Source organism: Pikeienuella piscinae, from assembly GCF_011044155.1.
Taxonomy (GTDB): Bacteria; Pseudomonadota; Alphaproteobacteria; order Rhodobacterales; family Rhodobacteraceae; genus Pikeienuella; species Pikeienuella piscinae.
In genome coordinates this window covers 3,875,194-3,888,836 of sequence record NZ_CP049056.1, presented here as the reverse complement: position 1 = coordinate 3,888,836, position 13,643 = coordinate 3,875,194, and the positions used below count along the sequence as shown (strand labels likewise).

Genomic DNA, 13,643 nt, shown 5'->3' with positions numbered 1-13,643 from the left:
GCCCGCTGACCGGACGCGCGCGGCGCTGGACGCCTGAACGGCGCACATTCCCGCCGGGTTGACGCGCCCTCGGCGCGCTGCGGAAGCGTCGGTTCAGAAGACGGGCGACGCTTTCACGCACCCGTATGTCTGATTTGGGATGCGATTTGTCCGGACATATTCTAGCATCGGTTTCACGGGGCGCACCGGCGCCCCCGCGGGAAAACGCGGCGAAGGGGAGTTGAGAATGGTGAGCAAGGGTTTCGCCGAAGCGTTCCGGATGTTCGGCCCGGGCGACCGCGTCTGGATCGCGGGCGCGACCGGCGAGCCGACGGCGGCGCTCGACGCGCTCGCGGCGGATCCGGGAATCGGGCGCGGGCTGGAGTTTTGCGGCGTCTGGATTCCCGGCGTGAACCGGCGCGACCCCTCGGCGCTGGCGCCGGAGGCGACCGCGCGCGCCTTCTTCGTCACACCGGCGCTCCGGGACGGTTTCGCCGCCGGGCGCGTGCGCCTTCATCCGAGCCATTACTGCCATATCCCCGGCTGGGCGCGGGACGCCGCCGGGCTGAAAGGCGCGGTGATGCAGATCTCGCCCCCCGAAGCGGGCATGGTGACGCCGGGCGTCGCCTGCGATTTCTTCGATGCGCTCGAGGCCTCCGGCGCAGTGCTGATCGGGCAGGTCAACCCGGCGATGCCGGCGCCGCCCTCGGCCCCGCGCGCGCCTGTCGGGCGCTTCGCCGCCCTGATCGAGGCGGAGACCCCCCTCCCCCGCCTCGAGGGCGGCGCGGCCGGCGCGGCGCTGGAGACGATCGCGGCGCGGATCGCGGCGATGATCCGGCCTGGCGACATCGTCAGCATCGGCATCGGCAAAGCCGCCGACGCTGTTCTCGCGGCGCTGAAGGATCACCGCGACCTCGGCTATCACGCGGGGATGATAACCGACGGCGCGGCGGCGCTGATCGACGCCGGGGTTCTGACGAAAGGCGTCACCGCAGGCTTCGCGATAGGCTCGCCCGCGCTTTACGAGCGGCTGCGGCGCGATCCGGTGATCCGCTTCGCGCCGGTATCGGTCACGCATGACGCCGCCCGACTGGCGGCGATTCCGCGCTTCATCGCCATCGGCTCGGCGCTCTCGGTCGATCTTTTCGGCCAGGCGAGTTGCGAGACGCTGGCGGGGCGGCAGGTCTCCGGCATCGGCGGAGCGGCGGATTTCCAGCGCGGCGGACGCGCGTCGAAGGGCGGGCGGGCGATCCTCGCGCTGCCGGCGACCGCGGGCCGGGCGGGGACCAGCCGCATCGTCCCCATGCTCGACGCCGCCGCGCCGGCCTCCATCCTGCGCGCGGATACCGGGATCGTGGTGACGGAGCACGGGGTCGCCGATATCGGCGGGCTCGACATCGACGCGCGGGCCGCCGCGCTTATCGGGATCGCGGCGCCCGAGCATCGCGACGAACTGGCGAACGCCTGGGACGCGGCGCGCCGGGCGATGTAAGGCGCGGGAACGACGTCAGGGAAGGGCCGCTGATGAAGGATCAGAGCGCGGGCAAGCCGAGATACCGGCATCTGGCGGAGACGCTGATCGAACGGGTCGAGCGGGGCGTCTACCCCGTCGGCTCGTCGCTTCCGAGCGAGCAGGAACTCTGCTCCGAATTCGGGGTTTCGCGCTTCACCATCCGAGAGGCGCTGCGACTTCTCTCTTCGCGTCGCTATCTGCGCCGCCGGCAGGGTTCCGGATCCGAGGTGATCTCGGCCGACCCGCGTGGCGGCTACCATCTCGGCGTGCGCTCCCTGAGCGAGCTTTTCGGATACGGCGCGGATACGCGGCTCACGCTCGAGAACATCAGGATCGTCGAGGCGGACGCAGAACTCGCCGCGTTTCTGGGCCGTCCGCCCGGCCGTTCCTGGCTGATCTCAGAAGGTGTGCGCCGCGCGCGCGACGGCGACCCGATCAATTTCTCCCGAATCTATCTCCACGAGGATTATCTCGCGGCGGCGCCCGACCTGCCCGGGCTCTCCGCGCCGGTCCACCGGATGCTGGAGGCGCGCTACGGCGCGAATATCGTCGAGGTGACGCGAAAGATCGCGGCAGAGCCTTTCCCGGCCGACGCCGGCGCCGCCCTCGGCGCGGCGCCGGGCGCGATGGCGATCCGCGTGACCGGGCGCTATCTCGATGACGCCGACCGGCCGCTGATCGTTTCGATCGACTGGCATCCGGCGGAGAGATTCACCTATTTCATGCGCTTCAAGCGGGACGACGCGGAGGAGAGCTGACTCCAACCTTTTCGCGCCGCTTTCAACGCCGCCTCGGTCTCCTGCTCCCAACATCCCGCTTCGCGCAGGGCTTCGACGGCGCGTCGGCCGAGACCCGGCGGCGCGGGATCGGGACGGCGCGCAGTGTCGAGTTTCGCGTCGCCCGCCCCCTCAGATCACGCCGGCGGCGCGGAGCGCGCGGATGCGCGCCGGCGCGACGCCGATCTCGCGCAGGAGCGCGTCGGTGTCCGCCCCGAGCGCGGGCGCCGGCCGGTCGTCCGGCGCCGCGCCGGCGCGGATCGGGTTCGCCACCATCCCGAAGCCGGGCCGCACAGGATGCGGAACCGTCCGAACGCCGCCCCGCTCGCGAAAGAACGGATTGTCGAGCGCCGCGCCGAAATCGAGCACCGGCGCCGCAGGCACCGTTCCGGCGAAGACCTCCATCCATTCCGCCGTCGTCCGCGTCTTGGTCAACGGGTCGAGAATCGCCATCAGCGCATCCCGGTTGGCGAGCCGGCCCGCCGGGTCGGCGAAGCGCGGATCCCGCGGCAGATCGGGGCGGCCGAGCGCCGCCGCCAGCCCCTCCCAGAATTTCGGCAGCACGCACATGACGAAGATCCAGCCGTCCTTCGTCGGCATCGTCTCGCAGGGGACGACCGAAGGGTGGCCGGAGCGCGGCCGCCGGCCGATCGCGTCGCCTTCGTTGAGATACCAGGTCGCGGGATAGGAAAGCTGATGCATCGCGACGTCGAAGAGCGAGACGTCGACATCGCGCCCGCGCCCCGTCCGCGCGGCGGCGAGAAGCGCGGCGACCAGCGCGAAGGCGGTGGTCACGCCGGTCATGTAGTCGATGATCGAAAGCCCCATCCGCGCCGGCGGCGCGCCCGGCTCGCCGGTCAACGAGAGATACCCGGCTTCGGCTTGCATCAGGAAATCGTAACCCGGCCAGCCGGCCCGCGCGCCGGTCCGGCCATAGGCCGAAAGATGCGCGCAGACGATCGCTGGTTTCAGCCCACCGAGCGCGTCGTAGTCGACGCCAAGCTTCGCCGGCTGATCGCCCCGGAGATTGTTCATCACCGCGTCGGCGCCGGGGAGAAGCGCATGCAGGATCTCCCGCCCCTCCGCCCGCTTCAGGTCGAGCGTGAGCGAGCGCTTGTTGCGGTTGAAGGTCTGGAAGAAGTGGCTGTCGCCCTCGCCAAGGAAATGCGGCCCGGACCGGCGCGAACTGTCGCCGCCGGGCCGGCCCGGCGCGGTCGGGGGTTCGATCTTGATCACCTCCGCGCCCATGTCCGCAAGATAGAGCGACGCGAACGGCCCCGCGCCGTATTGCTCGACGGAAAGGACTCGAACGCCGTCGAGGGGCAGGCCGGTCATGGCGCGCCCGCCCTGCGACCCCGCAAACCGGCGCTCGACTTCCGCCGCCCAACACGGAGCGCCCGCTCGGGCCGCGTCGCGGGCGCAGGAAGAGCAGATCGGCGGGCGCAGCGCATCGGACGGTTTCCTGATCGTCTTTTCGATCGGCGCTTCAGCAGGCGTCGCTGGCGCGCGGTATTTGTCCGGACAGGACTACCCGGCCGCCTCCGCCTGTCAAGCGCCGCTTCCTCGCTGGCTCACACCGCGCCAGCCGCCCGAAGACGGGCGATATCATCGGCCCCGTAACCCAGGCCCCCGAGAATCTCCTCGGTCTCCGCTCCGGCCTCGGGCGCCGGCCCGCTGATCGCCGCCGGTGTCCGCGAAAGCCGCACCGGCTGCCCGACAAGCCGAACCTCGCCACGGGTCGGATGGGGCACGCTTGCGGCGATGCCGAGATGGCGAACCTGCGGATCGGCGAAAACCTCGTCCATCCGGTAGATCGGCCCGGCCGGCACCGAAGCGGCGGCGAGCGTCTCGATCCATTCGGCGGTGGTGCGGGCGCGAAAGACCGGCCGAAGCGCGGCCCAGCAGGCCTCCCGGTTCTCCAGCCGTTTCTTGTCCGTCGCGAAGCGCGCGTCGTCCCCGAGTTCCGGCATCTCCAACGCCGCGCAGAGCGCCCGCCACTGCCCGTCGCCGCCAACCGCCAGGTTGAGATGGCCATCGAGGGTCTCCACCACCCCCATCGGGGTCGAGACCGGATGATCGTTCCCCGCCTGGCCCGGAGTCACGCCATCGACCAGATAGCGCGCCGCCTGAAAATCCATCATCGCGATCTGCGCCTCCAGAAGCGAGGTCTGCACCCATTGCCCTTCGCCGGAGCGCTCGCGCTCCGCCAGCGCGATGAGGATCCCGAGGCAACCGTAGAGGCCTGAGGCGGAATCCGCGACCGCCGCCCCGGCGCGCACCGGCCCCTGGCCGGGGAGGCCGGTGACGGCCATCAGCCCGCCCATGCCCTGCGCGATCTGATCGTAGCCGGCGCGGGAAGCATAGGGGCCGGTCTGGCCGAACCCGGAGATCGACGCGAGCACGATCCGGGGATTGATCGCGCGGAGATCGTCGTAGCCGACGCCCAGCCGGTCCTTAACGTCGGGCCGGAAATTCTCCACCACCACGTCGGCGGTCTCCGCCAGCTTCCGGAAGATCGCCAGCCCGTCCGCGGTCTTCAGATTGAGCGTCAGCGACCGTTTCGAGCGATGGAGGTTCTGCATGTCGGAGCTGTCGCGCGGCCCGCCCAGCCCCGCGTTCGGGTCGACCCCCGCCGGCGCCTCCACCTTGATCACGTCGGCGCCGAAATCCGCGAGGACGCGGCAGCAGGTCGGCCCGGCCCGCACCCGCGTGAGGTCGAGAACGCGAAGATGCGAAAGCGCGGTCGAGGTCATCATACGCCCTCCTGTGGTGAACCTTCGGAAGAAACGGCCAGCGCGGCGACGCCGGCGATACGGACAAGCAACGTGAGCGTCGCCGCCGGGCGACCGGGCGGCGCTTGCCGCTCGAAAGACTGGTGTTCGATGTCGGTCGCGATCTCGGCGACGATCGGGCGGCGCGAGGGGACGTCCGCGCTCGCCAGCGGGAAGGGAATGCGGGGATTGGACCACATGGCGCTTCTCCCTCCTGTCCCGCGCCTCTGACGGCCGGCGCGCAACATGCGCAACCTTGCTATCGCGCGCCGGATGATGTTGCAATTGATACGGACAAATCAGCCGTCCGAAGGAGACCCGCATGTCCGACGCCGCCGCTATCGTCGTCGATCGATCCGACCCGGCTATCGCAGTCGTGACCATCGACCGGCCCGCACAGCGCAACGCGATGACGCTGGCGATGTGGCGCGCGCTCGGCGACGCGTTCCTCACGCTCTCGGCGGAGCCGGAGATCCGCGCGGTGATCCTCACCGGGGCGGGCGGGGCGTTTTGCGCCGGGGCCGACATCAAGGAATTCGCGGCCGCCCGCACCGGCGCGGAGGCGGGCGGCCGCTACTCGGAAACGGTCGAGCGGGCGAATACGGCGATACTCGAGTGCCCGAAGGCGGTTTTCGCCGCGATCTCCGGCGCGGCCATGGGCGGGGGCTGCGGGCTCGCGCTCTGCTGCGATTTCCGGATCGGCGACGCGAGCGCCTATCTCGGCATCCCCGCCGCGAAGCTCGGCCTCGTCTATGGCGTGGCGGAGACGCGCGCGCTGGTCGCAGCTGTCGGCGTCGAGCGTGCGAAGAGCGTGCTCTTTTCCGGTCGCCGGCACCCGGCGCCGGAGGCGTTGGAAATGGGGCTGCTCTCGGAGATTTGCGCGGGGGATCCGGTCGCGGAAGCGAAGGCGCGCGCCGAGGAATTGCGCGCCTCCGCGCCGCTTACGATCGCCGGCGCCAAGCGGGTGATCCGCGCGGTGCAGCCGGAACCGACGCCGGCGGAACACGCGGAGATCGCCGCCCTCGGCGCGCAGGCGGTGGTGAGCGACGACTACAAGGAGGGCGTCGCCGCCTTTGTCGAAAAGCGCCCGCCCGTCTTTCGCGGAAAATGAAAGCCTTCCACTGAGGCCCATGGTGCGGAAATCAGGGAAGACCGGATCATGAACCTCGGTCGCGATGGCGGCGGGGCGGGGGGTCGCCCCCACGCAAGGCGGCGGCGGTCAGGCCCGCCCGCTCTCCTTCGCCGCGTCGTCGCGCGCCATCGGCATCTCCCGCGTCGCGGTCGCCGCCGCGAGCACATGGGCCGCCATCACCGCCTCGGCCCAGGCGGGCGAATGGGCGGCGATGGCGTCGGTCAACTCGTCATGATGGCGGGCGCTGCGAATGAGGTCGGCCTCCGAATACATGCGGTATGTGCGCGCGACCATGCCGACATCGACCGCGACCGCCAGCAGCGCGATGAGGCGCGGTGAGCGCGCGGCCTCCGCGATCAGGCGGTGAAAACGTTCGTTCGCGCGCGAAATCTCCTCGAAATCGGCTTCGGTGCGCGGCGGCGTGAAACGCCGCGTCCGGGCGCAGACCTCACGAAGCGCCGCCACCTCCTCCTCCGTCGCGTTCTGCGCCGCGCGGCGGGCGGCGTAGCATTCGAGCTGCTTGCGGATCTCGAATATCTGTTCGGCTTCGTCGACAGGAAAGGGCGCGACGCGGGTGTCGTAGCCCCGGCCGCGCTCGACGAAGCCTTCATGTGTCAGCCGGGTGATCGCCTGACGGACCGGCGTGCGGCTGAGGCCAAGCTCCTCCGCGAGGCGCTGTTCGGTCAGCCGCTCGCCCGGCGCCAGCGCGCCCGAGATGATGTCGCCGCGGATGCTGGCGTAAGCCTGCTCCGTCGCGGCCAGCCGCCCCGGCTCGCCCGTCATGCGGCGGCGGCGGGAAAGCCGCCCGCCTTCATCACCTGTCCCGGCAGCTCGCGCCCGAGCCGCGCCTGCAACCACTCCGCCGCCTCGACGCAGCGCTCCATCGAAACGCCGGTGGCGATCCCGGCCCGGTCCAGCATGTAGATCAGGTCCTCCGTCGCGATGTTGCCGGTGGCGCGCGGCGCGAAAGGACAACCGCCGACGCCGCCCAGGCTGGCGTCGAGCGTCGCCACCCCGGCCTCGATCCCGGCCCAGGCGTTGGCGAACCCGGTGTTGCGGGTGTTGTGCAGATGAAGCCGCACCGGAATGTCGGGATGCGCGCGGCGCACCGCGCCCACGCGCTCCTTCACGTCGCGGGGCGTCGCGACGCCGATCGTGTCCGCCAGGGTGATCTCGAACGGGCGCGCCTCGGCGCAGGCGTCCACCACTTCCATCAGCCGCTCAAGCGGCGTCTCTCCCTCGAAGGGGCACCCGAAGGCCGCCGCGACGGTGACGCCAACGCGGATCGGCGCGCCCGCGGCGGCGCTTTCGCGAAAGGCGGCGACGCTCTCATATGTGCCGACGCCCTGGTTCTTGCGATTGAATGTCTCGGTCGCGACGACGACGAAATTCGCCTCGTCCATCCCGCCGGCGACGGCGCGCTGGAAGCCGCGAGCGTTGAGTGTGAGGCCGATATAGGCGCTCTCGCGCGGGCGCGGCAGGCGCGCCGCCAGTTCGTCCGCGTCGGCCATTTGCGGCACGCGTTTCGGGTTCACGAAGCTCGTCGCCTCGAGCCGGCGCAGCCCGGCCGATTCGGCCCGCCGGATCAGCTCCAGCTTCTCTTCAAGCGAGAGAATCGTCTCGTCATTCTGTATCCCGTCTCGGGGCGATACCTCTACTATCTCGACGGAATCCGCCACTTTATGGCCTCCATGACAAAATTTCGTATCCTAAACACTATAGATTTTCCCTGGACGATCTGGCAAGGCTGCCATGAAAAGCGATGGAGGATTCATGACGGCGACGGATGTGAGCGAGGCGCGCGAAGGGCCGCTTTCCGATCTACGGGTGATCGAGATGGGCCAGCTTCTGGCCGGGCCGTTCTGCGGTCAGCTTCTCGGCGATTTCGGCGCCGAGGTGATCAAGTGCGAGGCGCCGGGCGTCGGCGATCCGATGCGCCAGTGGGGGCGGGAAAAGCCGCATGGCAAATCGCTCTGGTGGCCGGTCGTCGCGCGCAACAAGCGCTCGATCACCCTCGACCTTCGGCAGGAAGAGGGTCAGGCGATCATCCACGAACTGATCAAGGAAACCGATATCCTGATCGAGAATTTCCGCCCCGGCACGATGGAGCGCTGGAATCTCGGCTATGAGAAACTCTCCGAGATAAATCCTCGCCTCGTCATGGTCCGCGTCACCGGCTTCGGCCAGACCGGCCCCTATTCCAAGCGCGCCGGCTACGGCGCGATCGGCGAGGCGATGGGCGGGCTGCGCTATGTCGTCGGCGACCCCTCGACGCAGCCGAGCCGGATGGGAATCTCGATCGGCGACGAGCTGGCGGCGGTTCACGCCTGCATGGGCGCGATGTTCGCGATTCACGCGCGCGAGCGCACCGGGCGCGGCCAGATCGTCGACAGCGCGATCTACGAATCCGTCCTGAACATGATGGAGAGCCTGGTCACGGAATACGACATCGCCGGCTATGTGCGCGAGCGCACCGGCCCGATCCTGCCCAATGTCTCACCGTCCAACGTGTTCAACACCGCTGACGGCAAGCTGCTGCTGATCGCGGCGAATCAGGACACCGTCTTCAAACGGCTGGCGGAGGCGATGGGCCGGCCGGAGCTGGCGAGCGACCCGCGCTACGCGACCCATTCCGCGCGCGGCGAGCATCAGGCGGAACTCGACGGGCTGATCGACGACTGGACGCGGACCATCCCGATCGGCGCGCTGGAGGAGAAGCTGAACGAGCACGGCGTGCCCTGCGGCCTGATCTACAAGGCCGAGGACATGATCGCCGACCCGCATTTCAAGGCGCGGGAGGCGATCGTCGAGGTCGACCATCCGCAATTCGGCAAGATGAAGATGCAGAACGTCGCGCCACGGCTTTCCGAGACACCCGGCGCGGTCCGCCATGTCGGCCCCGAACTCGGCGAGGACAACGATTACGTCTATGGCGACCTCCTCGGCCTCGACGTCGCGAAGCGCGCGGCGCTGCGCGCCAACGGCGTGATCTGACCGCCCGGGACGAAGGCGTAGACGGCGAGTCTCTTCGAATCGAAGGGCGCCGCATCTGGATTGCGCGGCCGCCGTTCCCGCCATCCGTCCCTCGCCGCCAGTGCGGCCGCCGAACCTGACGCGCCCCGCCCGCCGGCCCCAATGGCGCGGCATACTCCCGTGGTTATCCGCGTCCGCCCCTTCCGGCCGCTCGGCGCGGTATTCGGGCCGAAGATCGAGCGCTGGCCAAGCCGGAGCGATCAGGGGCGTTCTGGCCGCTCTCCCGCTCATTCACTGCGGCCGACCGCTCCACCCCGGCATGGCGGCGGCGTCGGAAGGGATGAAAGCGTCTTTCAACCCAGGCGCCCTGATGAGAAGCGCGCGCGGCCTCTGCTCTGGCCGGCGGCGGAGCGGCGCCGGCGAGCGGCGGCTGGTTCCGCCTCCCCCGAACGAAACGTCGCCGCGCGATGGGAATCGCGCGGCGACAATAGTTTCACATCTGACCGGCCCGCCTCACGCCGCGCCGGGTCCGAAAACCCGGGCGCCGCGACCGGCCGGCGGCGGGCTCACGAGTCCTCGCCGCCCCGCTCCTTCAGCGCGGCGCCGAGGATATCGCCGAGCGACGCGCCCGAATCGGACGAGCCGAACTGCTGCACGGCCTCGCGCTCTTCGGCGATCTGCAACGCCTTGATCGAAAGGCCGAGCCGGCGCGCCGAACGATCGATGCTGGTGATGCGCGCATCCACCTTGTCGCCGACGGAGAACCGCTCCGGCCGCTGCTCGCTGCGGTCGCGGCTGAGATCGGAGCGGCGGATGAAGGCCTTCATGCCGTCATGCTCCACCTCGATGCCGCCATCCTCGATCTTCGTCACCGTGACGGTCACAATCGAGCCGCGCTTCACACCGGCGGTCGCGTCCGCGAACGGATCGCCGTCGAGCTGCTTCACGCCGAGAGAGATACGCTCCTTCTCGACATCGACGTCGAGCACCACGGCCTTGACCATGTCGCCCTTCTTGTAGTCGGCCATCGCCTCTTCGCCCGACCGGTTCCAGTCGAGATCGGAAAGATGGACCATGCCGTCGATATCGCCTTCGAGACCAATGAAGAGGCCGAATTCGGTGATGTTCTTCACCTCGCCCTCAACCGGGGTGCCGGCCGGGAAGTTCTCCGCGAAGAGATCCCACGGGTTGCCCTGGGTCTGCTTCAGACCGAGGCTGACGCGGCGTTTCGAAGGATCGACGTCCAGCACCACGACCTCGACCTCCTGGGAGGTGGAGACGATCTTGCCGGGATGGACGTTCTTCTTGGTCCAGGACATCTCCGAGACATGGACGAGCCCCTCGACGCCCGCCTCCAGTTCCACGAAGGCGCCGTAATCGGTGATGTTGGTGACCCGCCCGGTCCACTTGGAGCCGATCGGGTACTTCGCCTCGACCCCGTCCCAGGGGTCCGCCATCAGCTGTTTCATGCCGAGGCTGATGCGCTGGGTCTCGTTGTTCACCTTGACGACCTGCACCTTCACGGTCTCGCCGATATTGACGATCTCCGAGGGGTGGTTGACGCGCCGCCAGGCCATGTCGGTGACGTGCAGCAGGCCGTCGACGCCGCCGAGATCGACGAAAGCGCCGTAATCGGTGACGTTCTTGACGACGCCGTCGATGACGTCGCCCTCTTTCAGCTTGCCGACGATCTCGGCGCGCTGCTCGGCGCGGCTCTCTTCCAGGACGGCGCGGCGGCTGACGACGATATTGCCGCGGCGGCGGTCCATCTTGAGAATCTGGAAAGGCTGCGGCTGGCCCATCAGCGGGCCGACATCGCGCACCGGGCGCACGTCGACCTGGGAGCCGGGCAGGAAGGCCACGGCGCCGCCGAGATCGACGGTGAAGCCGCCCTTGACGCGCCCGAAGATCGCGCCTTCGACGCGCTCGCCCTTGTCGTTGGCTTTCTCGAGGCGATCCCACGCCTCCTCGCGCCGGGCCTTGTCGCGGCTGAGCACCGCCTCGCCCTTCGCGTTCTCGACCCGGTCGAGATAGACCTCCACGGTGTCGCCGACGGCGATCTCGGCGTCATGGCCGGGCTGGGCGAACTCTTTCAGTTCGACCCGGCCTTCCATCTTGTAGCCGATGTCGATGATCGCCTGTCCGGCCTCGATGGCCAGAACCGTGCCGCGCACGACGGCGCCTTCCTCGGGGGTCTCAAGTTCGAAGCTTTCTTCAAGGAGGGCTTCGAAATCCTCCATGGTGGCTTTCGCCATGTATCGCATCTCCGGTTTCGTTTCACTGGCCTGCCGGTTGTCTCCGGCGGTCTGTCGTCGGGTCGTCGCGTGACGTTCAGGAAAAACGACGAGAGGCCCAGGGGAAATCCTCAGGCCTCGGGAAGTTGTTCGTTGATCCAGCGCGCCGCCTGGGCGACGGCCGCGTCTATAGACATTTCTGTCGTATCAAGCAAGCGCGCGCCGGCGCCGGGCTTCAGCGGCGCCGCGGCGCGCCCGGCGTCGCGTTCGTCGCGGATGCGAAGATCCTCCGCGACCTCGGCCAGCGTCCTCGGGTCGCCCGCAGCGACGAATTCGGCGTGACGGCGGCGCGCGCGCTCCTCCGGCGACGCGACGACGAAGATCTTCACCTCGGCGTCGGGGCAGATCACCGTGCCGATGTCGCGCCCGTCGAGGACCGCGCCGCCCTCGCGCGCCGCGAAGTTCCGCTGAAAGACAAGCAGCGCGTCCCGCACCTCCGGCAGCGCGGCGACCCGTGAGGCCGCCTCCGCGGCCTCCGCGCCGCGCAGGTCCGGCCGCGCGAGGTCGGCCTCGCGCAGCGAGGCCGCGGCGGCGGCGGGGTCGATCCCCGCCTCCGCCGCCCGCAGCCCGGTCGCGCGGTAAAGGAGCCCGGTGTCGAGATGCGCGAAGCCGAAGCGCGCCGCCAGCGCCCGCGCGATGGTGCCCTTGCCCGAGGCCGCCGGCCCGTCGATGGCGACCGTGAACCTCACGCCGCCGCCGTCGCCGCGTCGAAACGGGCGCCGAGCCCGGCCATCAGCGCCCCGAACCCCGGGAAAGAGGTGTCGATCGGCGAAGCGTCATCGACCGACGCGCCGTCCCTTGCGCCAAGCCCGAGACAGAGGAACGCCATCGCGATCCGGTGATCGAGCCGCGCCGCCGCCACCCCGCCGCCCGGAACGCCGCCGGCGCCCAGCCCGTGCACCGTCAGGCTGTCCTCGGTCTCCTCGACCCGCACGCCCATCGCCTCCAGGCCGCGCGCCATGGCGTCGATCCGGTCGCTCTCCTTCACCCTGAGCTCCTTCACTCCGCGCATCACCGTGCGGCCGTCGGCGAAGGCCGCGACGACGGAGAGTATCGGAAACTCATCGATCATGCTGGCGGCGCGCGCAGGCGGCGTCTCGACGCCCTTGAGGTCAGGCGAGAACCGGGCGCGCAGATCGGCGACCGGTTCGCCCCCTTCCGCACGCTCGTTCTCGAAGGTCAGATCGGCGCCCATTTCGCGCAGCGTCGCGTATAGCCCGGCCCGGGTCGGGTTCAGGCCGATGCCCGGAACCAACACGTCGGAACCCTCGACGATCAGCGCCGCCGCGACCGGAAACGCCGCCGAGGAGGGATCGCGCGGCACGGTGAGCGAAGCCGGGCGCAATTCCGGCTGCCCGACCAGGCGGATATAGCGGCCGGCGGCCGTAACCTCCGTCTCCACCTCGGCCCCGAAGCCGCGCAGCATGCGTTCGGTATGGTCGCGGGTCGGCTCCGACTCGATCAGCGTGGTGATCCCCGGCGCGTTCAGCCCGGCGAGCAGCACCGCCGACTTCACCTGCGCCGAGGCGACGGGAGAGCGGTATTCGATCGGCGCCGGGTCCGCCGCGCCGATCACCGTCAGCGGCAGCCGCCCGTCGCTCCGCCCATGCGCGGCGGCGCCGAAGAGCGAAAGCGGCCGCGTCACGCGCCCCATCGGTCGCAAGCGAAGCGACGCGTCGCCCGTGAAGGTCGCGGCGATCGGCGTCGTCGCCATCGCGCCCATGATCAGCCGCACCCCGGTGCCCGAATTGCCGCAGTCGATCACGTCATCCGGCTCCGCGAACCCGCCGACGCCGACGCCGTGAACGCGCCAGGCGCCCGGCCCGACCCGCTCCACCTCGGCGCCGAAGGCGCGCATCGCCGCCGCGGTGTCGAGCACGTCCCCCCCCTCCAACAGGCCTTCGATCCGCGTCTCGCCGACGCTCAGCGCGCCGAGGATCAGCGCGCGGTGCGAAACCGACTTGTCGCCCGGAATCGTCGCCGCGCCGCGCAGCGGCCCGCTGCGGCGGGCCGTCATCGGCTTCGCCTCTCCTGCTCCCGACATCGACGCATCTCTCCCCGGTTCCGGCCTATCCGGCCCGGTTCTTACCGGCGCTCCGGCCCACCGTCCATGCCCGCGCGCCCCGGCGACCCGCTTCGGCCGCGCAAATAACCGGCGGCGCCGCGCGAAAATCGCTTGCGGCGCGGCGCCCGCTCCGTCACGAT

12 protein-coding genes are annotated in these 13,643 nt (G+C 70.0%); 4 read left to right on the top strand and 8 right to left on the bottom strand.

Translation table 11 applies throughout. From position 1 onward, the window contains the following. The first annotated feature begins 226 nt into the window (after positions 1–226). Positions 227–1,471 (top strand): acetyl-CoA hydrolase/transferase family protein, encoded by a 1,245-nt coding sequence (locus G5B40_RS18510; protein ID WP_165101833.1) that lies wholly within the window; start codon positions 227–229, stop codon positions 1,469–1,471. 32 nt (positions 1,472–1,503) lie between these two features. Beyond that, a complete protein-coding gene (locus tag G5B40_RS18505) occupies positions 1,504–2,250 on the top strand; it encodes a GntR family transcriptional regulator (RefSeq protein ID WP_165101830.1) in 747 nt (248 codons plus the stop codon). Between the two features lie 150 nt (positions 2,251–2,400). On the opposite strand, the gene G5B40_RS18500 is transcribed toward G5B40_RS18505, so the two are convergent. The 3 genes from G5B40_RS18500 to G5B40_RS18490 form a co-directional block, all read right to left on the bottom strand. Continuing rightward, a complete protein-coding gene (locus G5B40_RS18500; protein WP_165101827.1) occupies positions 2,401–3,603 on the bottom strand; it encodes a CaiB/BaiF CoA transferase family protein in 1,203 nt (400 codons plus the stop codon). Positions 3,604–3,839: 236 nt separating this feature from the next. Continuing rightward, positions 3,840–5,024 (bottom strand): CaiB/BaiF CoA transferase family protein, encoded by a 1,185-nt coding sequence (locus G5B40_RS18495; RefSeq protein ID WP_246209627.1) that lies wholly within the window; start codon positions 5,022–5,024, stop codon positions 3,840–3,842. After that, a complete protein-coding gene (locus G5B40_RS18490; protein ID WP_165101824.1) occupies positions 5,021–5,239 on the bottom strand; it encodes a hypothetical protein in 219 nt (72 codons plus the stop codon). Before G5B40_RS18490 ends, G5B40_RS18495 begins: the two co-directional genes overlap by 4 nt. A 122-nt stretch (positions 5,240–5,361) precedes the next feature. On the opposite strand from G5B40_RS18490, the gene G5B40_RS18485 reads away from it, so the two are divergent. Continuing rightward, a complete protein-coding gene (locus G5B40_RS18485) occupies positions 5,362–6,150 on the top strand; it encodes an enoyl-CoA hydratase/isomerase family protein (protein WP_165101821.1) in 789 nt (262 codons plus the stop codon). A 108-nt stretch (positions 6,151–6,258) separates the two neighbouring features. Here the strand turns inward: G5B40_RS18485 and G5B40_RS18480 are convergent, their stop codons facing one another. Both G5B40_RS18480 and G5B40_RS18475 read right to left on the bottom strand, forming a co-directional pair. Beyond that, positions 6,259–6,954: a GntR family transcriptional regulator gene (locus tag G5B40_RS18480; RefSeq protein WP_165101818.1), complete on the bottom strand. Its 696-nt coding sequence runs from the start codon at positions 6,952–6,954 to the stop codon at positions 6,259–6,261. Continuing rightward, on the bottom strand, positions 6,951–7,850 hold the full coding sequence (locus G5B40_RS18475) for a hydroxymethylglutaryl-CoA lyase (protein WP_165101815.1): 900 nt from the start codon (positions 7,848–7,850) through the stop codon (positions 6,951–6,953). Before G5B40_RS18475 ends, G5B40_RS18480 begins: the two co-directional genes overlap by 4 nt. A gap of 94 nt (positions 7,851–7,944) precedes the next feature. On the opposite strand from G5B40_RS18475, the gene G5B40_RS18470 reads away from it, so the two are divergent. After that, the gene (locus G5B40_RS18470; RefSeq protein ID WP_165101812.1) at positions 7,945–9,165 is read left to right on the top strand and encodes a CaiB/BaiF CoA transferase family protein; all 1,221 of its coding nucleotides are present in this window, start codon (positions 7,945–7,947) and stop codon (positions 9,163–9,165) included. A 545-nt stretch (positions 9,166–9,710) separates the two neighbouring features. Here G5B40_RS18470 and rpsA read toward each other — a convergent pair. From rpsA to aroA, 3 genes are all read right to left on the bottom strand, one after another. Next, positions 9,711–11,399 (bottom strand): 30S ribosomal protein S1, encoded by a 1,689-nt coding sequence (rpsA, locus tag G5B40_RS18465; RefSeq protein WP_246209626.1) that lies wholly within the window; start codon positions 11,397–11,399, stop codon positions 9,711–9,713. A 110-nt stretch (positions 11,400–11,509) separates the two neighbouring features. Then, the gene (locus G5B40_RS18460; protein WP_165101807.1) at positions 11,510–12,127 is read right to left on the bottom strand and encodes a (d)CMP kinase; all 618 of its coding nucleotides are present in this window, start codon (positions 12,125–12,127) and stop codon (positions 11,510–11,512) included. Continuing rightward, positions 12,124–13,482, bottom strand: coding sequence for a 3-phosphoshikimate 1-carboxyvinyltransferase (gene aroA / locus G5B40_RS18455; protein WP_165101803.1), 1,359 nt, complete (start codon positions 13,480–13,482; stop codon positions 12,124–12,126). Before aroA ends, G5B40_RS18460 begins: the two co-directional genes overlap by 4 nt. Positions 13,483–13,643 lie beyond the last annotated feature (161 nt).

Coding starts and splice junctions, on each gene's coding strand:
- rpsA (WP_246209626.1), bottom strand. CDS start 11,399: ATGGCGAAAGCCACCATGGAGGATTTCGAAGCCCTCCTTGAAGAAAGC.
- G5B40_RS18500 (WP_165101827.1), bottom strand. CDS start 3,603: ATGACCGGCCTGCCCCTCGACGGCGTTCGAGTCCTTTCCGTCGAGCAA.
- G5B40_RS18480 (WP_165101818.1), bottom strand. CDS start 6,954: ATGACGGGCGAGCCGGGGCGGCTGGCCGCGACGGAGCAGGCTTACGCC.
- G5B40_RS18470 (WP_165101812.1), top strand. CDS start 7,945: ATGACGGCGACGGATGTGAGCGAGGCGCGCGAAGGGCCGCTTTCCGAT.
- aroA (WP_165101803.1), bottom strand. CDS start 13,482: ATGTCGGGAGCAGGAGAGGCGAAGCCGATGACGGCCCGCCGCAGCGGG.
- G5B40_RS18510 (WP_165101833.1), top strand. CDS start 227: ATGGTGAGCAAGGGTTTCGCCGAAGCGTTCCGGATGTTCGGCCCGGGC.
- G5B40_RS18505 (WP_165101830.1), top strand. CDS start 1,504: ATGAAGGATCAGAGCGCGGGCAAGCCGAGATACCGGCATCTGGCGGAG.
- G5B40_RS18490 (WP_165101824.1), bottom strand. CDS start 5,239: ATGTGGTCCAATCCCCGCATTCCCTTCCCGCTGGCGAGCGCGGACGTC.
- G5B40_RS18485 (WP_165101821.1), top strand. CDS start 5,362: ATGTCCGACGCCGCCGCTATCGTCGTCGATCGATCCGACCCGGCTATC.
- G5B40_RS18495 (WP_246209627.1), bottom strand. CDS start 5,024: ATGATGACCTCGACCGCGCTTTCGCATCTTCGCGTTCTCGACCTCACG.